The 25,829-nt window shown below is 35.7% G+C and carries 23 protein-coding genes; 6 read left to right on the top strand and 17 right to left on the bottom strand.

Annotation, left to right across the window (positions count from 1 at the left end):
- Positions 1-144: 144 nt before the first annotated feature.
- On the bottom strand, positions 145-1,488 hold the full coding sequence (locus BM000_RS08950) for a zinc ribbon domain-containing protein (protein ID WP_091497051.1): 1,344 nt from the start codon (positions 1,486-1,488) through the stop codon (positions 145-147).
- 646 nt (positions 1,489-2,134) lie between these two features.
- Here BM000_RS08950 and BM000_RS08945 point away from each other — a divergent pair.
- The 6 genes from BM000_RS08945 (at position 2,135) to BM000_RS08920 (ending at position 8,527) form a co-directional block, all read left to right on the top strand.
- A complete protein-coding gene (locus BM000_RS08945; protein ID WP_091497049.1) occupies positions 2,135-2,905 on the top strand; it encodes a DUF6574 domain-containing protein in 771 nt (256 codons plus the stop codon).
- A gap of 462 nt (positions 2,906-3,367) precedes the next feature.
- Positions 3,368-4,480, top strand: a complete 1,113-nt coding sequence (locus tag BM000_RS08940) for an ABC transporter ATP-binding protein (RefSeq protein WP_091497047.1) — start codon at positions 3,368-3,370, stop codon at positions 4,478-4,480.
- A gap of 68 nt (positions 4,481-4,548) precedes the next feature.
- Complete coding sequence (locus BM000_RS08935; protein WP_245751621.1) at positions 4,549-5,415, top strand: carbohydrate ABC transporter permease; 867 nt, start codon at positions 4,549-4,551, stop codon at positions 5,413-5,415.
- On the top strand, positions 5,412-6,230 hold the full coding sequence (locus BM000_RS08930; protein ID WP_091497044.1) for a carbohydrate ABC transporter permease: 819 nt from the start codon (positions 5,412-5,414) through the stop codon (positions 6,228-6,230). The genes BM000_RS08935 and BM000_RS08930 overlap by 4 nt, the downstream gene beginning before the upstream one ends.
- A gap of 55 nt (positions 6,231-6,285) precedes the next feature.
- Positions 6,286-7,653: an ABC transporter substrate-binding protein gene (locus BM000_RS08925; protein ID WP_091497042.1), complete on the top strand. Its 1,368-nt coding sequence runs from the start codon at positions 6,286-6,288 to the stop codon at positions 7,651-7,653.
- 115 nt (positions 7,654-7,768) lie between these two features.
- Positions 7,769-8,527 carry a glycerophosphodiester phosphodiesterase gene (locus tag BM000_RS08920; protein ID WP_091497040.1) on the top strand — a complete coding sequence of 253 codons (759 nt, stop codon included), beginning with the start codon at positions 7,769-7,771 and terminating at the stop codon, positions 8,525-8,527.
- Positions 8,528-8,604: 77 nt separating this feature from the next.
- Here the strand turns inward: BM000_RS08920 and BM000_RS08915 are convergent, their stop codons facing one another.
- From BM000_RS08915 to BM000_RS08840, 16 genes are all read right to left on the bottom strand, one after another.
- A complete protein-coding gene (locus BM000_RS08915) occupies positions 8,605-9,282 on the bottom strand; it encodes a hypothetical protein (protein WP_091497038.1) in 678 nt (225 codons plus the stop codon).
- Between the two features lie 369 nt (positions 9,283-9,651).
- On the bottom strand, positions 9,652-10,818 hold the full coding sequence (locus BM000_RS08910) for a nucleotide sugar dehydrogenase (RefSeq protein ID WP_091497037.1): 1,167 nt from the start codon (positions 10,816-10,818) through the stop codon (positions 9,652-9,654).
- 12 nt (positions 10,819-10,830) lie between these two features.
- On the bottom strand, positions 10,831-11,844 hold the full coding sequence (locus BM000_RS08905) for an NAD-dependent epimerase (protein ID WP_091497034.1): 1,014 nt from the start codon (positions 11,842-11,844) through the stop codon (positions 10,831-10,833).
- A 19-nt stretch (positions 11,845-11,863) separates the two neighbouring features.
- Positions 11,864-12,751, bottom strand: a complete 888-nt coding sequence (gene murB / locus BM000_RS08900; protein ID WP_091497032.1) for a UDP-N-acetylmuramate dehydrogenase — start codon at positions 12,749-12,751, stop codon at positions 11,864-11,866.
- A 22-nt stretch (positions 12,752-12,773) separates the two neighbouring features.
- The gene (locus BM000_RS08895; protein WP_091497030.1) at positions 12,774-13,304 is read right to left on the bottom strand and encodes a serine O-acetyltransferase; all 531 of its coding nucleotides are present in this window, start codon (positions 13,302-13,304) and stop codon (positions 12,774-12,776) included.
- Between the two features lies 1 nt (position 13,305).
- Positions 13,306-14,619, bottom strand: coding sequence for a flippase (locus BM000_RS08890; protein WP_091497028.1), 1,314 nt, complete (start codon positions 14,617-14,619; stop codon positions 13,306-13,308).
- A 36-nt stretch (positions 14,620-14,655) separates the two neighbouring features.
- Positions 14,656-15,930 (bottom strand): UDP-N-acetylglucosamine 1-carboxyvinyltransferase, encoded by a 1,275-nt coding sequence (locus BM000_RS08885; protein WP_091497026.1) that lies wholly within the window; start codon positions 15,928-15,930, stop codon positions 14,656-14,658.
- Between the two features lie 11 nt (positions 15,931-15,941).
- On the bottom strand, positions 15,942-16,925 hold the full coding sequence (locus tag BM000_RS08880) for a glycosyltransferase family 2 protein (protein WP_091497024.1): 984 nt from the start codon (positions 16,923-16,925) through the stop codon (positions 15,942-15,944).
- Entirely contained in the window at positions 16,925-18,100 is a 1,176-nt protein-coding gene (locus tag BM000_RS08875) for a glycosyltransferase family 4 protein (protein WP_091497022.1), read from the bottom strand. The genes BM000_RS08880 and BM000_RS08875 overlap by 1 nt, the downstream gene beginning before the upstream one ends.
- Entirely contained in the window at positions 18,097-19,188 is a 1,092-nt protein-coding gene (locus BM000_RS08870) for a glycosyltransferase (protein WP_091497020.1), read from the bottom strand. The genes BM000_RS08875 and BM000_RS08870 overlap by 4 nt, the downstream gene beginning before the upstream one ends.
- A 38-nt stretch (positions 19,189-19,226) precedes the next feature.
- A complete protein-coding gene (locus BM000_RS08865) occupies positions 19,227-20,270 on the bottom strand; it encodes an EpsG family protein (protein ID WP_091497018.1) in 1,044 nt (347 codons plus the stop codon).
- A gap of 2 nt (positions 20,271-20,272) precedes the next feature.
- Positions 20,273-21,379: a glycosyltransferase family 1 protein gene (locus BM000_RS08860; protein ID WP_177178259.1), complete on the bottom strand. Its 1,107-nt coding sequence runs from the start codon at positions 21,377-21,379 to the stop codon at positions 20,273-20,275.
- Positions 21,372-22,475, bottom strand: a complete 1,104-nt coding sequence (locus tag BM000_RS08855; protein ID WP_091497014.1) for a glycosyltransferase family 4 protein — start codon at positions 22,473-22,475, stop codon at positions 21,372-21,374. The genes BM000_RS08860 and BM000_RS08855 overlap by 8 nt, the downstream gene beginning before the upstream one ends.
- Before the next feature lies 1 nt (position 22,476).
- A complete protein-coding gene (locus BM000_RS08850) occupies positions 22,477-23,313 on the bottom strand; it encodes an NAD-dependent epimerase/dehydratase family protein (protein ID WP_091497012.1) in 837 nt (278 codons plus the stop codon).
- Complete coding sequence (locus tag BM000_RS08845; RefSeq protein WP_091497010.1) at positions 23,314-23,934, bottom strand: sugar transferase; 621 nt, start codon at positions 23,932-23,934, stop codon at positions 23,314-23,316. It abuts the gene before it with no gap.
- Between the two features lie 15 nt (positions 23,935-23,949).
- Positions 23,950-25,782 carry a polysaccharide biosynthesis protein gene (locus tag BM000_RS08840; RefSeq protein ID WP_091497009.1) on the bottom strand — a complete coding sequence of 611 codons (1,833 nt, stop codon included), beginning with the start codon at positions 25,780-25,782 and terminating at the stop codon, positions 23,950-23,952.
- Positions 25,783-25,829 lie beyond the last annotated feature (47 nt).

Genomic DNA, 25,829 nt, shown 5'->3' with positions numbered 1-25,829 from the left:
ATAAACCACCTAATTCTCTTTAAAATTTAACTAGTGGTATTATAACATAATTTCCAATTGGTTAAATACACCAGGCTCATACAGCTTATTTAAGCACCAGAAAGATTGATTAACAAAAATAAACATAGGCTTATCAGTCACACGCTAATCTGTAACAACCTCAACGGAATGTAATTGTAATTCTTGACGCGCGTCATCGTAAACAACAATTCCTTCAAAGGTTAAATAATGATAAAGATCGTCCTTATCAGAATCCCATGAATGGAAAACTTCGACTTCTAACGTATAAGTAACTGCATAGGTATGTAAATCAATTACTTCAAAATCGGTAAGATCTGATCGATACCTTGTATCTGATACGTCATCATCATTAACATACGTTTCAGCAGCGTTTGTAAATGTAGTGAATAGACTATTTTCTTCACCTTCTACTAAATAGTTCGCAATTCGTTGGCGATTTTGATCATTTAGAGACGCATTTAATGCCTCAATATCATAATAAAGGGCTTGTAAAAAGCTATCAACTTCATATTGCTCTACCTGATTCATACTAATATAGTAATAATTATCGTATTCAGCTAAATAAACCTCTTGTGATTCTAATGCGCCCGAATCATACGCTTTCTTCAACGTTAGATAGCTATCTTCCTCCCAAGCAATTGGACCGAATGTTCCGGTCTCTCCCTCTAGCTGGGCAATTTCATTATCATTAATATAAACAGCTGTGTCAGCTATGTCAGTTGCAATTTCAATCGTGACAGCGTGAAGTGGTAAATAGACATAATCACTTCCATAACCACCAAGTACCACAGCGTTCTCCTCGTATTGGAGCTGAGCAGTCTCGGCATTAAAGCTTGCAGTGAAAGCATGTAAACCTGGTGAAACCGGTCCGATAACTAACACCTGCGATGATTGGTAGCTTTCTGGATCGCCACCATTTACTGATATCTCAGCTCCATCTATCGTTGTTTCAACCTCAATATAGACAGGCTCAATCACGAGCTGGTAGCGATCAAACATACCTAGGTGCTTGCCTGATTGTTCGATATAGAGCTCATAGCTAAAGTCAAAAGCAGTTGCCTCATTCCGTAAGCGATCGGAAACCTCGCGCATATATGTAGGTGTTTCATTAAGGTAACTAATCAGAGGTTGAATACTTGTCTCTGAAATTTCAAAATTTGAATCATATGTAACAAGCTGGCTTGATAGCTTAGTAGCATCGGCCTCCTGAATCGTCTCAATATGACGATTGACCTGTGCTTCAAATGAATAGTAGCGATTTAACAACTGATAGGTGACGATTAAACAGATAATTAAACCAAACCCTACACCTAACTTGATTTTAGTCGCTTTAGTCATTGGTTTCTTGTTAGCTTGGGATGTTGAAGTTGCTCCTTCTTTCTTTATTTCTTTATTTAAAGGCGCACCACATTTCTTACAATACCCATCATTCTCACCATTCTTTTCCCCACATGTTTTACAATACATTCTCTCCATCCTCCCTAAATCTATCTCTTTTTATATAAAGCAAAACAGCAATCATCTTAATCAGCCTGTTGCTATGCTGTCTTGTTTCAAACCATAAACATAAAACGTTATGTAAGCTAAATGCACATGCTCGTCGCTGCTATTATCTTGTTAGTTAAGGCGTTCCTTGACAAGATAAAGTTAACCTTTCTAATCCTTTTTAACTACATAGTCTCATCCAATATATTCTGACTTTCTCATATAAAAAACTCCTTTGTTCATCACTATTCGCCAAAATTCGCAATGAGCAGATAGACTTGTAAAGCAAGTGAAAAGATACAAAGTTTAACGAAGCAAATAAAAAATATAGCATGAAAATAATTATAGTAACGATAATTTATTATAAATTCTGATACAAGAAACAAACTCTGTTAAACACGCTTATTTTACTATGTGTCTAGGATTTTTTCACTAGTCAAATATAAGAACAATAGATCTTATTTCTTAATTATAGATGTTAAAAACCAGAAATGAAAGTATTTTAAAGAAACTTTCAAGTTAAAATAGTATATTATCTAGAAATTTTGACATGATTCGACTATAATAGTCAGGTAGTCATAGTTTTAATAGACTAGCCACCAAGAATTTATAAAAAGGAGTCGTAGCAATGAACTGTCCAAATTGTCAAGCAACATTAGAAGCTGATTCACTTTTCTGTACAAGCTGTGGTACCAAGATTTCTGAAGAGGCGGCAACCACACAGGCGCATGAAGAACATGCAGTGGAAGCAACACCTACAGCGCCCAGTGCTTTTGTGGAGAAGAGCAAAGGCATGAGTAAAGCCTATTGGAGGTTCCTCGTGCCCGCTATTAAAAGACCTTTTGATTCAAGTAAACAAACAACAGATTCACAAGGTGACGTAGCCAATGGTCTAATAACTTTAATTCTTTTTGCCTTTCTAACTGCGTTATTTCCGTATGTGCTAAACCAAGTCCTATACAACGGTTTCTTTAGCCCTTCATTCTGGAATTTAACCTTTAAACCATTCCTAATCTTATTAATTAGTATGGCTATCATTATAGGTGTGGTCTTCCTTACGATGAAACTTGCACAGGCACCATACTCGTTTTTAAAAGTAACAACTACCTTTGCTACATTAATGGTTATTCCGATGCTATTAACAGCCCTAGCTAATATCGCCATTATCCTAGGCTTACATGAATTAAGTGCCTATAGCGTGTTATTAGCGGTCATGCTTTTGAGCTTGTCTATTACAGCTACTATTGTGGCTTTAGCTGAAGCAACGCCAACGAAGAAACGTATTGACAATTTTTATTCCGTCGTTATCGTTTTTGTTATGCTATTTATAATCTTTGCTCTCATGGGTGAAGCAATGATTGAGCCACTGATCAACAACCTGATTGGGGATTTGTTTTAGGGTTAATTACATAATATTAGTCAGCTTATTATAACCAATATGGTATTTAAAGCACAGGGAATGTTGTAAGGATAGCAACTCTCTGTGCTTTTATACTAACCTATAAGTGTAGGCTTTCATCAAAGCACTTTTAAATTTCTAAAAAGGTATTTGGAGTAAGCTGAATTAGAATATTGCATAAAAAAACAACAACTTTTGTCGAATAGACGGGTTGTTGTTTTTTGTTTTAGATTTTATTGTACAATCCTTCTCTTAAAACCCAGCATATTTATTTTTATAAATTTAGGCATAAGGCATTCAAGGTGCCTTGTAAACTCTTTATAAAATTCTCTCCAATTTATTAATCTATCATTGAGAATGTGTAAGATAAGTGTAACGTTTCAGTAAATTGGCACATTTTCAATTTTTAATGTGCTAAATTGTGATTAGCTTTAGCAGATCTAAACAAAGGAGGTTTTAATGATGCATCTCGTTGAGCTTAAGCAAGTGTCAAAAAGCTATGACAAAAATGTCCAAGTACTGCATTCAATTGATTTACAAATTGAGGAAGGCGAGTTCTTTGTACTTGTAGGACCTTCTGGCTCAGGTAAAAGCACCCTGTTACGCATGATCGCTGGCCTTGAGTCCTTATCAGGAGGAGAGTTGAAAATTCAAGGTCGCTTGGTTAATCACCTCCCTCCTAAAGAGCGCCACCTATCAATGGTATTTCAGAATTATGCCCTGTATCCTCATTTAACTGTTGAACAAAATATATTGTTCGGACTGTCAGCCAAGAAAGTAAATAAGCAAGAGCAGCAAAAACGACTTCAAGAAGCAGTGTCAATGATGGGACTAGGCGATTTACTTAAACGGAAGCCAAAACAGCTATCTGGTGGGCAACGGCAACGTGTCGCATTAGCGCGCTCTGTTATAAGTCAAGAACCGCTTTGCTTGATGGATGAACCATTATCGAATTTAGACGCCAAGTTACGCGCACATATGCGCACTGAAATTCGTCGTTTACAAAAGAAACTTGGTCTTACAATGATTTATGTTACACATGACCAAGTTGAAGCAATGACAATGGGTGACCGCATTATGGTATTGAATGAGGGTGAAATCCAGCAAATTGGTAAGCCAATTGACCTTTACAACCAGCCTGCGAATCTATTTGTAGCATCCTTTATTGGATCGCCAAGAATGAATCTTGGTCTTGCTGTTATTAACCAGAACCAGCTAATTATTGAGGATACAATTAAGCTATCTATTACCAATCAAGATATACCAAAAATTATTAAGCGGTCAGGCATTACCATTGGTATTCGTGCAGAACATCTTGTTTATGCCACTCAAGAAGAAGCCAATCTTCATTTAGACGTTGTCAATGTTGAACAACTAGGCAATGAAACACTACTAACCTTTGAAGTCGGGAGCCAGCTTTGGACCGCCAAGTGGTTAGGACAGTGGCTAATCAATGCTGGTGAGCGCATTCCATTAAAGATAAACCTTGACCACATCAGCTTCTTTGACAGCCAATCAGGTCAAATTATGCAAACTGCAACCGCGAGTCAAGACTTAAAGGTGGTCGCACTATGAAACAAGTTGCACTACCTTATCAAGAGCATGAGCACAAAGGGCTCCTGAAAGCTCTAAAATTACAACGGATGGCTAGCTTTAGTAAGGGAATGTTGTTTCTCTTGCCATCAATTATCTTGTTCTCGGTATTTTTATTTTATCCATTAGGTAGAACACTCTATTTAAGCTTTTTCCTAACAAATAGCAGTGGCCAGACAACAGTATTCGTTGGACTAGAGAACTATATGAATATCTTTAACTCGCCTATTTTTCTAAAAAGCCTACAATCGACTTTACTATTTGTGCTTTATACCGTGCCAGGAACAATACTCGTTAGCTTATTCCTAGCCATTATCGCAAATGAAAAGTTAAAGGGTGTCGGATTATTCCGAACCATGTATGCTTCAACAATGGGCATCTCTACTGCCGCTGCTTCTGTGTTTTGGCTATTTCTCTTTCATCCATCAATTGGCTGGTTAAATCAGTTGTTAAAACTATTGGGTGCTGATGCAATTGGCTGGTTAACAAACCCTGACTGGGCCCTTTTTTCAGTGTCGATCGCAACGATTTGGATGAATAGTGGATTTACCTTTTTGATTTTATTAGGTGGCTTGCAATCAATTGATCAATATTTATATGAAAGTGCAAATATTGATGGGGCAGGATATTTTTATAAATTACGACGAATAACGTTACCGATGCTCTCGCCGACATTATTTTTTGTCATTACAGTGTCATTCATTAATGCCTTCCAAACCTTTGGCCAAATTGATATGTTAACGCGCGGTGGACCACAGAACGAAACAAACTTAATTGTTTATTCCATCTATCAAGATGCTTTTATGAATTATCAATTTGGGACAGCAAGTGCTCAAGCGATGATCCTGTTTTTTATAATCCTTATCCTCACGTTGATCCAATTTAAGCTCGGGGAAAGGAAGGTACATTATCAATGACCATACCACTCAGGACGAAAATTATTTTATACACGTTACTCGTTTTAGCTGCTCTAATCATGTTTGCACCTTTGCTCATTACCTTTATGATGAGCTTCATGTCAGGCCAAGAAATTATGATGGGCAATATGATACCGACCAGCTTCTCACTTGAGAATTATGTAGCAGTGTTTCAAAGATTTCCATTAGTTCGCTACTTACTCAATAGCTTGGTTATGTCTCTTCTCATTATGACTGGGCAGCTAATTATTTCTAGTTTGGCAGCATATGCCTTTGTTTTTATTGAATTCAAAGGGAGAGATCTTATTTTCTTTCTATTTATTGCAACGATGATGGTTCCGTTTGAGGCTTCGGTCATTCCAAACTTTCATACCATTAGAGATTTAAATTGGTTGAATAGCTACCAAGGCTTGGCGCTCCCATTCTTCGCAATGGCGTTTGGCACATTTTTACTAAGACAAAACTTTAAGCAAATCCCTAAAGAATTGAAGGAAGCAAGCCAAATTGCTGGAATAGGTGATTTAAAGTTTTTCCTTACTGTCGTCCTGCCTGTTGCAAAAACAAGCTTACTTACACTAGGCGTATATGGTTTTTTAACATCATGGAACATGTACCTATGGCCGCTGTTAACAACAACTGATGACCGCTTTAGAACCGTTCAAATCGGACTTAGACAATTGCAATCACAGGAGCAGTTAAATGAATGGGGCGTTATTATGGCTGGTGCGATCATTGTCGTCATTCCCACATTAATGATCCTGTTTCTCGGACAAAAAAGGTTGCAACAAGGCTTAACAGAAGGTGCTCTAAAGTAAAACACTCAAGTTAATACTTGATTTTTCATAAAAAAAATAATAGAGGTACTAATTGATGAAGAAAATAGCGGTAATTTTATTTGGATTATTTATCTTACTTGTTGGTTGTCAAACTAATGATTCACCGGAAACATCAGAAGAAGCTGCAGCTGAAGAAAGCACTCCTGAAGAGGTGGAATCTGAACCTAATGAACCAGTTGAAGTGGTATTCTGGCATGCGATGGGTGGTGCGTTACAAGAGGCACTCGACCAAATTGTCGATCAATATAATGCTTCCCAGGACGCTGTCGTTGTAACTGCTGATTACCAAGGAACTTATGATGAAGCCCTTACTAAATTCAACACAATCGCCGGTACAGACAGTGCACCAACGATGATGCAAGTTTTTGAAATTGGGACAAAGTCAATGATTAACAGTGGCGGTATTGAGCCAATTCAAACATTTGTTGATGCAGAAGGCTACGATATGAGCCAACTTGAAGAAAACATTATTAACTACTATCAATTAGACGACACGTTCTACTCCATGCCATTTAATTCGTCTACACCAGTCATGTATTACAACAAAGACGCATTTGATGCGGCAGGTTTAGATGCTGATACGCCCCCTGCTACTTATCAAGAGGTTGAAGCAGCAAGTAAACAAATTACTGAGAGTAACCCAGAGATGAAAGGTTTTGCCCTACAAGCCTATGGCTGGTTATATGAGCAACTTCTTGCTAACCAAGGTGCTCTACTTATGAACAACGATAACGGGCGTTCCGATACTCCAACTGAAGTTGGCTTTACTGAAGAAGAAGGCAAATCTGTCTTTGAATGGGTTGAACGCATGATTAATGACGATACCTTTGCTAATTACGGAACAAATGGCGACAATATGATTGCTGGTTTCTTTGCTGAAGATGTTGCCATGTTCATCGCATCATCTGCTAATGTAAGAAATGTTGTCGACAGTGCACCTTTTGAGGTTGGGGTTGGCTTCTTACCTTACCCAGAAGATAAAGATCGTGAAGGGGTTGTCATTGGTGGCGCTAGTCTTTGGATGATGAATGGTAAGCCAGAGGAAGAGCAGCTTGCCGCTTGGGATTTTATGAAATACTTGCAAACACCTGAAATTCAGGGCGCTTGGCATGCCAGCACAGGCTACTTCGCCATTAATCCTGCTGCATACGAGCAACCAATTGTACTTGAAACCTATGAGCAAATTCCACAATTACAAGTAACAGTCGAACAACTTCAGTCTACGGTATCATCGTTTGCCACTCAAGGCGCATTAATGGATATGATTCCTGAGGGCAGAAGAATTACTGAGACAGCGTTAGAAACAGTATACAACGGTGGCGACGTTGACACAGCTTACCAGAGTGTTGTTGATCAAATTAATGCAGCTATTGAACAAGCTAATCGTGCTAGAGGCGAATAAGCTTAGGCATTGGAAATAGACCATACTTCTTTAAGTTTGGTACCCCCCTTTAAGGAGAAAGTCATCACTTTCTCCTTTTGTTTTCTTTTTTAAAAAATAACAGGAGGTCACTCTCATGACAAAAATTTTCGGCCACCGCGGCAGTAAAGGAAGCTTTCCTGAGAACACCATGCTTAGCTTCCATGAAGCGATTAAAAGTGGTGTAGATGGATTAGAAATAGATGTCCATCTTACTAAAGATGATCAGCTTGTCGTTATTCACGATGAACGTGTGGATCGGACCTTTGAGGCTGAAGGTTTCGTAAAAGACTTTACCCTAGCTGAACTTAAGCAGTTGAAACCATCATCTTTATATCAATCCTTTTCAAACTATCACCCAACATGGGAGCTAGAACGGATGCCTACGCTTGCAGAGGTATTGCATCTCGTTGAAACTGAAAAGGTTGACTTAAACATTGAATTGAAGACTGCTGTTCTGAGTTACAACGGAATCGAGGAAAGAATCTTAGAGACCGTTCACCGTTTAATTAGATCAGTCAAGGTTGTTTATTCCTCTTTTCACTTACCAACTTTAGTACGGATGCGAAACCTAGATCCCCATGCTGAATTAGCATGGCTTCTGTTTCAAAATATTCCCCAACTAGAGGATTATGCTGCGACATTTCAATTCTCTCATTATCATCTAGAAAAGTCTTTACTTATTGAGGGAAACCTTTCTTCAGAGATTGATGTAACGAAGATAAGAGCATGGACAGTTAACAGTCGTGAAGACATAAATACACTACTAACACTGGGTGTTGAAACTATAGTTACTGATTTCCCAGAGCGTGCAATTGCGTTGAGAAAAGATTGCTATGCGCTCGAGCAGTGTTAATCACGCCTTGACAAAGAGCGCCCATACCAAATGAATGGTATGGGCGCTCTAACTCTGATCTGGCTGACTGATAGTGATTAATCGTCACTATGATTCGAACCTGGATCATCCGTCACTGGTTGGTCCTCATCAGCTTCACTATTCTCGTTAGGATCTGGCTTCTTCTCGTCCTCTTCATCGTCATGGTGTGAGACGTCTTCATCCGATCCTCCTGTTTCTGGTTTATTATCTGGATTGGGTTTGGGCGTTGGCTTAGGTGCTTCATTTTTAGGCTTCTCGACTTTAGGTGGTTCTTCCTTTTCATCTGTAGTTGCTTCTTTCTCCTTTACCTGCTCATCTTTCTGATCGGTGTTTTTATTGGTTGACTGATTGTTTGAACGTCTAGTTGCCTGAATAGGCGGCTGATTATTTGTCGTGTTCGTACTTCTACCATTTCTTATGTTTGAAGGGAGTGTGACAGTTACCTCGACAGAATCACTATCCTCTTCCAACATCACCACATCATGCTCTAACGGCTCATCATCTACTTCGTCCGTTTTATTAATTACGTTCATTGACACACTCTTATCCCTAATACTTGCTGCCTTCATCTGATAGTTAAATACTACCGATAATTCATTTATCTGCAGTTGCGTAGCAGCAGGCTGAGCACCTGACTGGTTACTAATTATTAAAGGAACAATAACGCCAATCCCCATTATGAATAGAATCGTTAGTAATATCATAAATTTTTTTGAAATAATAATCACCCACAATAATTGACTTAACCTTAATTTATCATAAAAAGGATACAAAATGGGGGTTTTGTTTAATATTATTCGGATTCTTGGATATTTTTCATTAAAAATATCACTCACTTTATGATTAAGGCAATTATACTAACTGAGGAATCTGCAACCGGATTTAGAATTAACGTATTATGGAGTCACTCTAATAAGGTGAGATTAACCATCTGGCACAGTTAGTGACGGTTATCATTCTTGCCATGTAATCTTTTGTAACAGCTAGTTAGGCTCCTTAATCAGGTTACCTCTGCTTTACTAATCATTTTTGGAGCCTAATTAACTTATTCATATGCGTTAAACACAGAGTTTCTCTACTATACTCGATAACCAGCTTGAAGCTTAATCCCTACTAAACAAATCCCTCGTATAAACCTTATCCGCAACATCTTTAATATCCTCAGTTAAGCGGTTGGCCACGATAACATCTGAAAGTTGCTTGAATTCAGCAAAATCCTTGATGACGCGAGAATGGAAGAATTCTGCTTCCTGCAAAACAGGTTCATAAACCACAACCTCAATCCCTTTTGCTTTAAGGCGTTTCATAACACCTTGAATAGCGGATTGTCTAAAGTTATCAGAATCGGTCTTCATTGTTAAACGATAAATACCGACAACATCAGGATTTCTAGCAATAATGCTATCAGAAATATGGTCTTTTCTTGTCCGGTTGGCGTCAACAATGGCGCCAATAATATTGTTCGGAACATCTTGATAGTTTGCAAGTAATTGCTTGGTATCCTTAGGTAAGCAGTAGCCACCATAGCCAAATGATGGGTTGTTGTAATGCTTACCGATCCGCGGGTCGAGACCAACACCCTCAATGATTTGTTTAGAATTTAACCCCCGCACTTCCGCGTATGTATCTAACTCATTAAAGAAAGCAACACGTAATGCTAAGTAAGTATTAGCAAATAGTTTAATAGCTTCTGCCTCTGTTGAATCCGTAAATAATGTGTCAATATCTTCTTTCACTGCACCTTCAGCTAAAAGCTCAGCAAATATTCTAGCCCGTTCTGATTGCTCACCGACGACAATTCGTGATGGATGCAAGTTATCATATAGGGCACTTCCCTCACGTAAAAACTCTGGTGAGAAAATAACATTTTCTGTGTTGTACTTAGCCCTTACCTCTAGCGTATACCCAACTGGCACCGTGGATTTAATGACCATTGTCGCAGTAGAATTTATGGCTAGTACATCTTGAATGACGCGCTCAACTGTCGTTGTGTCAAAATAATTTTTATCGGGATCATAGTTTGTAGGTGTGGAGATAATGACATAATCCGCATTTTGATAAGCCTCTTTTGGATCTGTTGTTGCTGTCAAGTTTAAAGCCTTGGTAGCAAGAAACTCCTCAATTTCTTTATCAACGATTGGTGATTTCTTATTGTTTATTAAATCTACTTTTTCTTGAATAATATCTAATGCGTATACTTGGTGGTTCTGTGCTAAAAGGATTGCATTAGATAAGCCTACATATCCTGTTCCTGCTACAGCGATTTTCATGATTTCACCTTCCTATTCATTATGATAGTAGCTTTTATACCAGTCAACAAATTGTTTTAAGCCTTGATCAATCGAAGTTGTAGGCTTAAATCCAGTTGCTGCTGTCAAATCATCAATATCTGCATACGTCGCTTTTACATCCCCTGGTTGCATGGGAAGGAACTCTTTCTTTGCTTCAACACCCAGATGTTTTTCAAGGGTTTGGATAAAATCCATTAATTTAACAGGTTGATTATTACCAATGTTATAAACTTTGTATGGTGCATAGCTTTCACTGGCATTTGGGTTTTCTCGATCAAATGCTGGATTTGCTTTTGGTGGCTGATCAATTAAGCGCACAATACCTTCAACAATATCATCGACATACGTAAAATCACGCATCATTTCACCATTGTTAAAAACCTTAATTGACTCACCAGCAAGAATTTTTTTCGTGAACGAAAAGTATGCCATGTCTGGACGTCCCATAGGACCATAAACAGTAAAGAAACGCAAACCTGTTGTTGGTATTTCGTAAAGATGACTATATGTATGGGCCATCAGCTCGTTCGATTTTTTCGTAGCTGCATACAAGCTTACTGGGTGGTTAACTTCATCTTCCGTTGAGAATGGCATTTTAGCGTTAGCTCCATAAACTGAACTTGATGAAGCATAGATTAGGTGCTTCACTTTATGGTGCCGCGCAGCCTCAAGAATATTAACAAATCCAACTAGATTTGAATCAACATAGGCATGAGGGTTTTCAATACTGTAACGCACGCCTGCTTGAGCTGCTAGATTGATAATGACATCAATTTGATTGTTTTCAAAGACCTGATTAAGACGGTCGCGATCCTCAAGACCAGCTTCGATAAAAGTAAAGTTGTCATACGGTTCAAGTATTGCTAACCGATCTCTTTTTAATTGTACATCATAGTAGTCATTGACGTTGTCGTAGCCGATTACTTTATGGCCTTGGTTTAATAGAGCTTTTGATAAATGCATGCCGATAAAGCCGGATGCTCCTGTGACAAAAATGTTCGACATTTTTATCCCTCCCTAATTTTTAGATTACTTCCCATTCTAATTCTAAATCAATATCGAATTTCTCTTTAACCTTTTCTTTTGCTATATTAATTAAACTTAAAATATCTTTAGCTTTTGCGTCTCCGACATTCACTATAAAACCCGGATGTTTATCCGAAATCATGGCATCGCCAATCCTAAGACCTCTCAACCCAAGTTCTTCAAATAGTGCCCAGACATAATAGTCTTTTCCATTTAAAGTAGGGCGTTTAAAGACACTACCTGCATTTGGATAGTTTCTAGGTTGCTTTAAATACCTTTGTTTTTTTATTTCTAGCATCTTGGCTAATATGTCCTCATAATTATTCTCTCTCATATTAGAATTTATTTTTAGTTCTGCAGATAATATTATAAAATTAGAGCCTGACCATTTAGAAGTTCTCCTTCCGAAGTCATTAGTACTAGCTTCCTCTTTTAAAATTTGCCCTTTTTCAATATCGTAGTATTCAATGGAATCTATTAGCTGTCCAATATTGTCATTATAAGTACCCGCGTTCATAACTATGGCTCCACCTAAACTCCCGGGGATATCCTCAAGAAATTCATAACCGCACAAATTTTGTTCAAGTGCAAACCAACTTATACTGGATAAAGATGCTCCTGCTTCACAGTATATCCTGTTTTTTGTGGTTGAAACTAGGTTCAACCACTCGCAACACACAAAAACATACTCACTCCCATAATATTCACGGCTCAGTAATATATTTGATCCTTTGCCTATTAAAATTTTAGTCTTATCTAAGTATTTTGTATATATTTCCTTGATCCCTTGCTTATTTATTGGGAAAACCACTATCTCTGCTACTGAGTCAACTCGAAGTGTACTATACATCTTTAAAGAACATGTTTTTTTTAAAATGTAATTCAACCAAACACCTCATTCTAAGAATTCATTTTTTATTAATTCGATTAATTATCTTTGCAGGAATACCCGCAACAACCGTATTTGCAGGCACATCCCTGTTAACAACGCTATTAGCTCCTACAACTGAATTCTCACCGATAGTAATTGGCCCAATAATTTTCGCACCGGCAAAAATTGTTACACCATCATTAACAATTGGGTAGTTCCCTTTCGCACTATCGCCTAAATTCCGACCGCCAAGTGTAACTTGCTGATAGATAGTAACTCTATTCCCAATTTTCACACCTTCTCCTATAACCACACCGTTTACATGCCTAAAGGATACATCTATACCAATTTGACTTTTCACACTTATATAGCTTCCAAAATCTTTTATTATTTTGTTTAATAGTAAAGTTGATATCTTTTTGTGACCGTTATTATGAAAGCACTTTGCCCATCTATATAGCACAATTACTTGTTTGGAGGGGGTGGTAAGTAAAATATAGAATTTTTTAGTTATATTTATTTTTTTATTCGTTCTAATTTCCTGATTGATTATTTTAAAAAGCTTCATATCATTTGTGTCTCCAAGTCTTTCTTTTTATCTTCATAAGAAGATCACCCAGTATAGCTTTATCTTCTTTATTCAAAAAAAGTATTTTTCTTGCACTTAGGTTGTTATTTTTTAAGTATAAACTTCCAAAAATGATAGCTCCCAATGAATAACTAATACTCGATGCTATTGCAGCTCCGATGATCCCCAATAAAGGAATTAGTATAGCGTTTAAGATCACATTAATAAACAATGAAAAAAAATAGACTTTAAGCGCAAATAGTGGTTTTCCCCTTCCAGCCAGATCAGCATTTAAAATTTTAAATACCACCATTGCAACTACACCAGGTAATAGTATCCTTATAACTGACGCTGAATATATAAACTCTTCACCGTAAAGTACGCTAACGAATATCGGGGCAGTATACCATAATATAACTGAGCAAAATAATATTGGTGGCCAAGAAAATCTCAGTAGTCTGGTTGATCTATTAGTCGCCTCTTGGGTAGACTTGCTATTTGCACTTTTTGAAAATAGGACCATTCCCATTGCAGAAGGAACTTGCCAAATTAACTCAGATAATGTCACCCCAACTGAATAAATCCCAATATCCTTTGGACCTCCGAACCACTCGAGAAATACAATATCAATTTTGTAATTAAGGTTTAAAATAAACAAAGCAATGGCATAGGTGATTCCTTTTTTTATCACTTCAAAGGCAATTTTAGATTCAGGTTTTTTTAACTTTACAAACTTCCTTAGTATCAAAGTCGAAAAGGCTACAGCAGTGAATCCAGAAATCATAATACTTAGAGCTGCACCTTGTATCCGTAGGTTGAAAATTACTATCAAAATAAATACTAATATGAAGTGAGTTAAAAAATTTATGATTTGCTTTGCATTAATAAACACTATCTGCTGAAACCCAAGCAGCATACCTTCGTTGTATTTATTTAGTAGCAAAATTGGTATCGAAAAGAGAGGAATCAACAATAGAGACCATGAATACTGGTCACTCATAAAGAAATTATAGTATATGATTGTGAAAACAATCGATAGAAATGATGTTAGTACCCAAACGAAAAGAATTGAAGAATAAATTTTCGATACATCATAAATACGTTTACCGACAAAAAAAGCAGTCGCCTGCCTAACACCTAAATCCGCCAAACTGACTAGTAAGTTCGGAATAACAAAAATTGATGTGACTATACCTTTTCCTTCGGGACCCAGAATCCGAGCTATAATAACTGAAATAACAAAACTTCCAATTAGCACAAAAAATTTAGTCCCTAAAGAAGAAATTAACTGGAAAACCATACTATCTCTTTTCATTTTACACCTCTGAATCAAATATAATATAAAGTTTCCTTATAGCGCATAAATTGAAGCCCCTAAAGAAGTAAGTTTAGTTGTAATGTTTTCGTATCCTCTTTCAATTTGTTCAACATTTGATATTGTTGTTTGACCTTCGCAGATTAAACCAGCTAAGATACATGCAGCTCCACCTCGTAGATCTGTTGCATTGACATGAGACCCCTTTAAATGTTGTCCTCCGTTTATAATTGCTGTATTACCGAAAGAAACTATATCAGCCCCGAATTTTTTTAGTTCTGAAACATATTGGAATCTGTCAGTAAAGCGTAAATCTGCAATTGAACTTGTCCCATCTGCAACAAGAGCTAACGCAGCAAATATTGGTTGCATATCAGAATTAATACCGGGATAAGGAGCAGTAAATAAATCAAATGGATTTTTTTTACTTTTTCCAGATATATATAAAGACGACCCCCACTCAAAAACTCTAACACCTGCCATATTTAGGTGTCTAACATCTTCCTTGATATACTTAGTGTTAAAATCCGGGATATAAATCTCTCCATTAGTAATTCCTGCAGCGACGGCATATGTTACTGCCTCGTCCCATCCAGGCATAACAGATATTTCAATACCACCTTTAATTTGATTCTTACCACATATGTCAACAATTCTATTTTTACAACTTACATCAGCTCCCATCGCATTGAGTAGCTCTGCCAACTGCATCACTTCTGGACGCGTATTTGCATTAAGCAAAGTTGTTCGTCCTTCTGCTAGTGCTGCCGCGATAATTATATTTTCTGTGCCAGAGGTTGTTGGCAGATAAAATTCTATATTACTACCTTTTAATCCGTTCGACTCAATAAATAAACTAGCCGTCTCCTCTTCAATTCTAGCACCTAATTTCTCTAGTCCGTGAATATGAAGATCATACTTTCTATCACCAATCTTACAGCCACCAGGTAGGGGTAAAGATAGCCTTTCACTAAAGGCAGCAGCTAAACCCAGTAACAATAGAGAGTACCTTATACTACTTGATTTCTCAGGGGCTCTTAGGTGATTTGGAAAACCACCTCTCTTACATGCCACAACATCGCCTTTTACTATAATATCTGCACCAAGCTCCACCAAAATATTAACTAGAGTTTTCACATCATTAAGGTTTGTAGGAACATTTCTAAGAGTAGTATATTCTTCGCCTAAACAAGCAGCTACTATCATCGGCAATGCAGCATTTTTTGCACCAGACAGTTTAACTTCTCCATTTAATTTTTTTCCTCCAGTAACAATATATTGATTTTTCCTTTCAGCACTTTCGATAATCATGTAATAGCCTCCTATAATTTTAAACGCCTTTTAAATAATCTTAGCCTCTTATAAACAGCAGGTAGTACCAATCCTGGCAACCTAATAGAATGAATGAATAGTAAATATTTTTTTAATGCCTTACCTTTCCTCCCTGTAGTTTCATTAATTATTTCACACCACTCTGCTGCTAAATTGAACTCCCCTTTGAGAATTAAATCTTTTCTTAATCTTTTGAATTTCCCTAAGAAAATTTTATCAGGATATAATATTTTAATATCCTTCTTTTCTAACCTATCTAAGTTATTATAAAAGTCTTCATCAGATAATTCTCTAGATTTAATTAATGCTCTATATTTTAATTGCATTACTTTTTTGCGTGGCTTAAACGAAGCGCCATCTTCAAAAATGAACTTAGAATAGAGAACATCTGGCAATCTCCTAATTTGGCCAATCTCCAGTAACCTAAAATATAATTCCCAGTCTTGACAAAACAAAAATCTATCGTCATATCCTCCGGCCTTTAAAAAAGAATCTGACCTATACATAACAGTTCCGTGGGTAAAAGGAACTCCTCCCAACAGAGACTCCTTCTCAACTTGAAGGTAGCCTTTATCTAATCTTATCGTTTTTCTTGAATACCCAGATATAGTTTCGTGCCCAGTTCCAAGAGCAACTACCTCTCTATTATCTTCAAGATAATCTAATTGCTTCAAAAACTTTTTTTCATTGCAAAGATCACCAGATCCATGAATTGATATATATTCAAAACTATATTTCCGAATCATATTAGGAATTAATTCACTTAAAGACTTTGTGAAACCCTTGTTCTTTTGCGTTAATATAACAACCCTACTATCAATAAATTGTTTTAATCTACTTCTTGTACCATCCGATGAACCATCATCTACTAAAATAATCTTACAGTTGACTGGAGCCGCGTCAAGAAGAGACTGTACACAATTATTTACTTCACTTTCTCTATTATAAAAGAAACAAAAAATCCCAAGTTTCATTAATCGCACCCCGATTGTTCAATACCCATATCCTGAGTAATTCTTATGAAATTTTCATAGTAAATCTCCGGGCTATGTCTTGACCTTACTAGCTGCAAACTATAAAATCCCATTTGTTTTAAATTGTCTCTACTTTTTATAATATTCGTTATTTTATTCCTAAGGTCACTTAGATCATCCTCCTTGAAAATGAATCCATTATGCCCATCTATTATATAATCCTTCGCACCAGCGGAATTACTACATATTACAGCTAATCCATGGGCCATTGCTTCTAGAATTGATACTCCGAACTGCTCGTTAATTGATGGCAACACAAACAAGTCGTGCTTTAAATATTCCTTTTGGACTTCTCCATATGGCAAATTAATTTTCACTTGTACCGTATTTGTTAAATTATTACTTGAGATATAAGCGCTCACACGCTCAAGTTCTTGCTTATGAATTTCAGTTGTAACCTCACCAACTATAGTTAATTTAATATCAAAATTTTCTCTAAGACATTCAATTGCTTTGATTATTAAAATATGTCTTTTTCGAGAAACGAATTTACCTATAACTAAAACGTTAATTTTAGAATTGTTAAAGTAACGTCTTCTCTCAATCTCTTTTGAGACTTTCATAATAAATGGATTGAAATATATGTTTTTATCAGTAGTACTCTGTTCGCTCTTCTCCCCTTGAATTGGTGTTATAATTTTTTTAGGAACTACAACTTTATATATTATTTTTTTAATTTTCCTACCAATCGTTTCCTTACTTTTATCCTCTTTGAAATATTTAGGTATTTGCTGATAGAGTATAGATTTAGTTTTAAGCAACTTGCATATTATAAAAGTAAGTAAACTGAATGGGGTTCTATCTCTCACTATAACCAAATCAGGGGCTTCTTCCTTTATTTTTTTATAGTATTCAATTAGTGGTGGAATTCCAAATACCCTTACCAACTTAAATGGATCATTCATGGATTTTTCATTATTCTTCTTTGAAACTGTTTTAATAATTAATCTTGAGATCAGATTATTTTTAATTAAATTTGGTTCTAAAATACTGTGGTCCTCGCTCCCACCAATATATTGTACATAAAAACAGACTTCGTTACCCTTGTCTTTTAAAATTTGTACTATCGGAACCTGATTCGTATGAAATCTAGGGGCTACAAATAATATCTTCATTTTGACAGCTCCTCTCTAGAACTATTAAATATATCCTCATACTCCTTTATAATTTTTTTTATATCAAAGTCTTTTTCTCTGTTTTTTTTGAAATCCACTTTTACACCTAGAGAATCAATGAAAGCTTCCTTTATATTGCCTTTGGTGTTAACATCCACTAAGTAGCCATAATAGCCGTCCTCTAGGATCTCCTTCGGACCGGTTTTGCAATTACTTGATATAACCATAGTTTCACATGCTAATGCTTCAAGTAATGTATTAGGGAATCCTTCCCATCTAGAGCTAAGTATGTAACAATAAGCATTATAATAATAAGGATAAGGGTTTGCTTGAAAACCGACAAAGTCAACTTTATCTCTTAAATTAAAATACTCAACAAGCTTTGATAACTCTGAATATAATTCTCCTTCTCCTAAAATTGTGAGGTGGACATTCTGTATGTTTTTCGAAATTTGGTAAAACTCCTTAATTATTATATCGAATCCCTTTTGGTAGGTTAACCTTCCAGCAACCACAATATTAATTAGATTATGATCGTAAGGGTTTCCTTCAAGCATTTTTGACTTTATTAGGCTCACATCTAATGGGTTATATATAACCTTTATTTTTTCTTCTTTTAAACCAAAACTCTTAATCATATCCTCCTTCATTTCATTACACTGCGATATGACTAAATCAGATTTAGGATATAGCAATTTGTATAAGAAGTAAAATATTATCCTATTCTTATTGATACTTTTAGAAGGCACATTATTTTGTCTAACTATAATTATCGGTTTACTCTTTAATCTTTTCTTAATTCCTAGCAACATTAAGTTTAAATGTCCTAAGGTAGAAAATATTACATCAGGCTGAAATTTATTGAGCTCTTTAATTAATTTAAAGATTGAATATCTAACCCTGCTAGTTTTCAAATCCACCACATGAATGTCATTAGGTAATTGATCAGCTAGCGGTCCCGTATTATGTAATATAATTAATTGTATATCAAATTTTTTTCTACTCAGTTTTCTTACAATATTTAATGTAACGCGCTCTGAACCTCCTCCTCGCAAAGAAGGAATTATTAGTGATATTTTCTTTTTCATTTTTATCCTTCCTTATCAAAGTTAATATATTCTGATTATCAATTAAAGAAAAAATGGTAAGGAACAATTGAACTAGTATCATTTCTAAGGGTTAGATAATAAAATAGAGCTGTTAAACAACAAAGAAAATATACCCCTGAAATTATTATCTTATGATCCTTTACTCCAGAAATTATATTAGGAATAAAGATTATTAAAAAAATCGAAAAATACCTTGTGACTCTGGTCATCAAAGCAAAATCCAATGCTAAGACTTGACATAGGATAGCGAAGTATTGGATGTGGTACAAAATTTCTGATTTTGGATCAGTTTTAATAATAGATGTTTTAAAAATAAGCCCAACTATCAAAACTAAAACTAATATAATTAGAAAATTTGCACCTCCCCTAGACTCTGTGACATAGTTGATTGAAGAAAAATTGCTAAGGATGATAGTGTTAATCTGATTAGAAAGAATAGCTACTAACACCAAAGTAGCAGAATAGAATAGAATTACCTTTAGACTAAATTTTAAATTTCTAAAGAAATATACTGGCATAAAAATCAATGATGACAGATGAAAACTTGAAGCAATTAATATCACAAAAAAATACAGTTTAAAATTACCTTTCCTTAATAATTGATAGGAGTTGACGACAACGCCCAAAGCAATTGCTTGCCTAAAAAGATTGAAAAGGTTGGTATAGAAACCTAGTGTAATAAATAGAAAAATGCTTAACCATACTATTCGAGATTCTTTATGTATAAAAAAGAAAAATAGTAGTAAGGAAATAAATGCATTTACGGCAACAAATATATTTTGATTTAAAGTAAAGAACCCCATTAATTTATTTAATAATACATACCCCGATTCAAACCTAAAGTCAAAATCCATAAAATTCACTGAATTAATATATTCAAAATTAGATATATAATTCAGGACATCTGCACCTACATAAATGGAACGTAATGCAAGTATCAGAAAAAGTTGCACAAACAATACTATAGATAATGCTTTTCTGTTTTTCATACTCCCTTGGTGTCTACCTAATATGAACGCCCAGACAATAACGGCACTCAGATTTAACCAGTAAATAACCATTCTTACTTCCCCTTTAAGTAGCCATTTTCATAAATTTCACTGTAAAACATTGACACTTTTTTAATATCAAAACCTCTTTGTGTGACAATATCACAATACTTTTCTCTTGCATGAGTTACAATTTTTTCTCGGTAAATATGATTAGCCCAACTTTCAGGAGTGGCTTTGATTGATAAAAATTTTATTAATTGAGTTAGTTCCACTTCATTTGTTATAGTGTTTGAAATAAAGCAACTTAGACCTGCTGCTTGCGCCTCCAAAACCACCCCTGGAAATCCTTCAAATAAGGAAGGGAATATTAAAGCATCCATTCCTTGTAAAAGTTCGGGCACATCATCCCGAATCCCAAGAAAAACAACGTTATCATTCAAATTTAGAAATTTAACTTTTTCTTTCATTTCATTCTCTAAAGGTCCTTCACCGACAAGAAACAACATAATTTCACTATTTTTCTGCAGTAACTCCTTAAAAATATTTAGTAACATATGATGGTTCTTCTGAGGGTGGAATCTCCCAACATGTATAAATGCTGTCTTTGTTTCAATATCTAATTTTTCTCTGATTTTAACTCGATTTCCCATATTAAATCTAAATTTCTCAGCGCTAATTGCATTAGGAATTATTTTTACATCTGCAATGTTTTTACCAAATTCACTATGCGCTGCTAATTTTGAGACTGCAAAAAGATCTGTGGCGTACAAACGAGAAAGTTTAGCAGTGATTTTTTTTATAATTCTATCTTTGTTTGAATTTCTAGCATGCGCTATTCGAACTGGTATATTCTTCTTTTTAGCAATTTTTAGATAAATAAAAGCTACGCTAGTTTGATGACCATGAATAATTTTATAGTATCTATGGTTATTAAGAAAAGAGTCCCAAATTTCACAATATTCTTTGTAATTATAGCCCTTAAATCTAGGGAATTTATATATTTTACCACCCATTTCTTTTATCTCATTGGAATAAAAGCAATCATCCTGAGTGTGTATAACAAAGTCAAATTGAATGTGTTCCCTATTAATTTCTCTATATATATCCATAGTTCTACTTTCAGCTCCGCCAGCATCCAATCTCCCAAATACATGTAATACTCTAATCGGTTTAACCACCTGAATTTTCCCCTTCTGTAACCTGCTTAATATATTCATTTACAACAATATTTCTATCATATCTCTTTACAGCGATTATTCGCCCTTGATGACCCATTTTCATTCTATCCTCGTTAGTTTTATCTAAAAAATTTTTCATCTTACTTACCAAGTCGTCTGTATCATTTTTAATAATTAAAAAACCACTAACTTTATCCTCGACTACCTCTCTGCAGCCACTGTGGTCTGTTGTAATTATAGGTCTTGCAGAGGCCGCACTCTCTAGTAAAACATTAGATATACCCTCTGGATAGTATGTTGGATGAACAGTGCAATGTGTTATTCTCAAAATTTCTCTGACATCTGAAATCATGCCGTGGTATGTAATTATACCTTTTCTTTCATACTCTTGTAATATCCCTTCATAATCGTTTTCACAAAATCCACATACGTGGAAGTGTACATTTGATCTTTCACTTTTAATTCGTTTTGCAGCTTCAAGAAAATAGTCAATTCCCTTTTCCTTCATGATTCTAGAAATAAACACGAAGTTAATCTCATTGTTAGCGGGATACTCCAAAGCTTTAAAATGATCAATATTCACTCCAGATCCTGGTAGCAACTTGTGCTTCCCAATTGCAATTTTTTTGTTTTCAAAAAAAGCTTTATTCTCTTTATTTTGGAAGAAAACGCATTTAGCTTTTTTAAATGCAAGCTTATACAACCCTATTATAAAAACTTGCAATATTGATTTATTACCTGTTGCTGTTCCAAGCCCAGTTATATTTGGGATAATAGGTATGTTAAGTAATCTACAAGCTATTCCTCCATAAATGTTGGGCTTTACGGTATATGTTAAAACGACGTCAGGTTTGATTTTTTTTAGTAATTTATAATAATTATATACTAGTTTAAAATCAGTTATGGGATTCATTCCTCTTCTATCAAGTGGAAGGTCAGAAAATTTGCACCCCATTTTTTTTAGTAGCTCAACTTTCTCACCATATGGAAGAATTAAATGCACTTTATAATTTTGATTAATTAATTCCTGTATAATTTCTTTTCTAAAATTGTATGTATAAGAATGATGATTAGATATTATAACGACTTGTTTCATGCTAATCCTCCACTAATTCAACGGTCTTTTCGAAATTATATAAATTATAGTTAAAGTGATTATCTTCTATCTTATAATACAAATCCCCAAAAATTTTTTTGACTACACTAAATCTTAAAACTCTAATTATTGGATTAAATATAGAAGTTAGCTTAATATCTTTATGATTTTTTTGGGATATAGATTTAACCATTCTGCTTGTATTAACGTACTCGTTATTTTGCGGAAAAAAAAAGCCTTTTAAGTTTTGTTCAATTAGGAGTCTTGTAAACTCACTCAAATGATCAATAAACAGCATACTTCTCTTATTTTCTACTGCAGGAAATATTGGTGATAGCTTAGCTAGCTTAGCTAGTTTAGGATAATTCCCCTTACACCCTTTTCCATAGATCATAGGAGGTCTCAAAATAGATACTTTAAAACTGTCTGAATTAAGAGGTGCTATTAATTTTTCGGCTTCAAGCTTTGAAATACCATAATGACTTTTAGGCTCTTCAGGTGTATCCCTATCAATTACACCAGTTTCTAAACCATACACAGACATTGAACTTAAAAAAATGAAGTGCTTAACACCATCCTCTTTTGCCTTTTTTGCAGTTTCAAAAGCAAGATCTCTATTAACTTTATAATACAGGTCCCTATTCTTCTTTTTTTCTTTCACATGCGCAATCCCCGCCACATGAAAAACAACATCATATTTTGAGAAATCCTCCTGCTTCCATTTATCATCACGCATATCTATACTCGTAACTTCATAATCGTTAGGATATTTAGCTAACCAAGAAGTGAAGCTATTTCCGATGTAACTGTTCTTACCTGTAATTAAGATATGTTTCATCTACATAGACTCCTTTGCTTTTTGGTCACTTGTTCCTGTTCCACCTTCAACTACCCCATCACGCTTCACAACACTTACCAATGTGCCAAAAAAGCATTTCACATCCATACGAATTCCAATCTTTTCAATATACTCGCCGTCTAAACGCGCTTTTACATCTATTGGCAACTCATCGCGCCCGTTAATTTGTGCCCAGCCGGTTAGCCCTGGCAGAATATCATTGGCATGGTATTTATCCCGTTCTGCAATTAAGTCATGCTGATTCCATAATGCCGGTCGGGGACCAATGATTGCCATTTGGCCCACAAGAATATTTAAAATCTGAGGGAGTTCATCAAGGCTTGTTTTTCTTAAAAACTTGCCCATTTTTGTGATGTACTGATCTGGATCAGTAAGTAAATGGGTTGGCGTATCCTTAGGGGTATCAATGCGCATTGTCCGAAACTTAAGAATGTTAAAATGAACTTTATCTTTACCAACTCGCTTTTGTTTAAACAGGACTGGACCCTTTGAATCAAGCTTTATAGCCAGGATTAATATTAAAAAAACAGGAGACATTAAAATGAGTCCGATAGTAGATAACGTTGTGTCAACAATTCGTTTCAGTTTAAGATAGCTCATGATTGAATACCCCTTTTATGAAATACTAGTTTTAGCCTTTGACTCTGCGTACACGATCTCCATTAATGCTTCTTTTAACTTTTTGTTATTGTAACTATCAAAACGGTGAATTAATTTAATCAGTTCAGAAGTATCGACAGCGTGTGTTCGACCAACATAAATCTTCTCATACACTTCTCCTGGAAGGACTTCATCTTCACCTAATAATTCTTCAAACATCTTCTCACCAGGACGAATTCCCGAATATTCAATGGGGATCTCATCTAGTGAATAGCCCGATAGTTTAATAAGGTTTTTTGCTAAATCAACAATTTTAACGGGCTTACCCATATCGAGCACAAAGATTTCGCCGCCTTTTGCTAGTGTCCCGGCCTGAATAACGAGTCTTGATGCTTCTGGAATGGTCATGAAATAGCGCGTCATATCTGGATGTGTAACGGTAACTGGACCACCTTGTTCAATTTGTTTTTTGAATAAGGGAATAACAGAACCACGACTGCCTAGTACATTACCAAACCTGACGGCAACAAATTTTGTTTTACTGCTACGCATTGCTAAATCCTGAACAATCATTTCAGCCACCCGCTTTGTCGCTCCCATGACATTGGTTGGGTTAACCGCTTTGTCAGTTGAGACTAATACAAAAGTGTTAATCTGATAATACTCAGCCGCTTCAGCAACATTCTTCGTCCCAATGACATTATTCTTAATTGCTTCATGCGGATTATACTCCATTAATGGCACATGTTTGTGTGCAGCAGCGTGGTAAATAACTTCTGGTTGATAGGCTTCGACAATATTAAAAATCCGGTCTCGATCCTGAACATCGCCAATAATCGGTATAAAATCGGTTTGTGTCTCAGAAAAAGTCCTACGCAGCTCCATATCAATTGAATAAATGCTAAATTCACCATGACCGACTAATACTATGCGACTCGGGTTAAATGTCATCAGCTGGCGACATATTTCTGATCCAATTGAGCCACCTGCGCCGGTTACCATAACCGTTTTATTTTCAACATATTCAGATATGGCCTGAATATCAAGCTTAACGGGCTTACGACCAAGTACATCCTCAACGTCAACGTTACGTAAAGTACTTACCGATACTCGACCAGAAGCAAGGTCCTCAAGCTTCGGTAAAATCTTCACCTTAGCATCTGTATCGTTACATCTTGCCACAATCTCAGTCAATTCACCATTTCTTAGCGAGGGAATTGCAATGACTATATGATCAATTTTTTCCGCTATTACAATGGCTTCAACATCTTTCGTTGTGCCTAAAACAGGAATATTATAAATGTGCATTTTCTGTTTATTTTTATCGTCATCAACAAAAGCTACGGGAAAAAGATTTGTATCGTTTGGACCATGGGTCAATTTTCGTGCGATCATTGCCCCCGCATCGCCCGCACCAACAATTAAAGTGCGCTTATACTTATTATCACTTCTAATGTAGCGATCACGAATGATCCGCCAAACAAATCTTGACCCGCCAATAAAGGCCAAATACAACAACCACGTTACCAATAAAGCACGACGATAAAGCATAAAATTATTATAAAAAAACTGAATAATAGCCGTTGAACTAATCGATAGTGTAACAGCAAGTACGATCGCCTTTAACTCATTAATGCTTGCATATGCCCACACCTTATGGTAAAGCTTAAAAACATAAGCAAACAGATGATGAAAACCCAACAGTGCAAGTGAGCTAATGATTAAGGTATCTAACGCCCATACGTTCATCATTGATGGGTAGACAATCCATGACGCGAGGTAGATCGTTGCCGCCACAATTATCGAATCTAATAAGACGAGCATTAGCATTCTTTTTTGATAAGACATCTAACTTACACTCCTAATCTGTCAAATATGTAATATACTCAGGTGGC

The organism is Amphibacillus marinus, from assembly GCF_900110345.1.
Classification (GTDB): Bacteria; Bacillota; Bacilli; order Bacillales; family Amphibacillaceae; genus Amphibacillus_D; species Amphibacillus_D marinus.
This window is presented reverse-complemented; position numbering and strand designations above follow the sequence as displayed.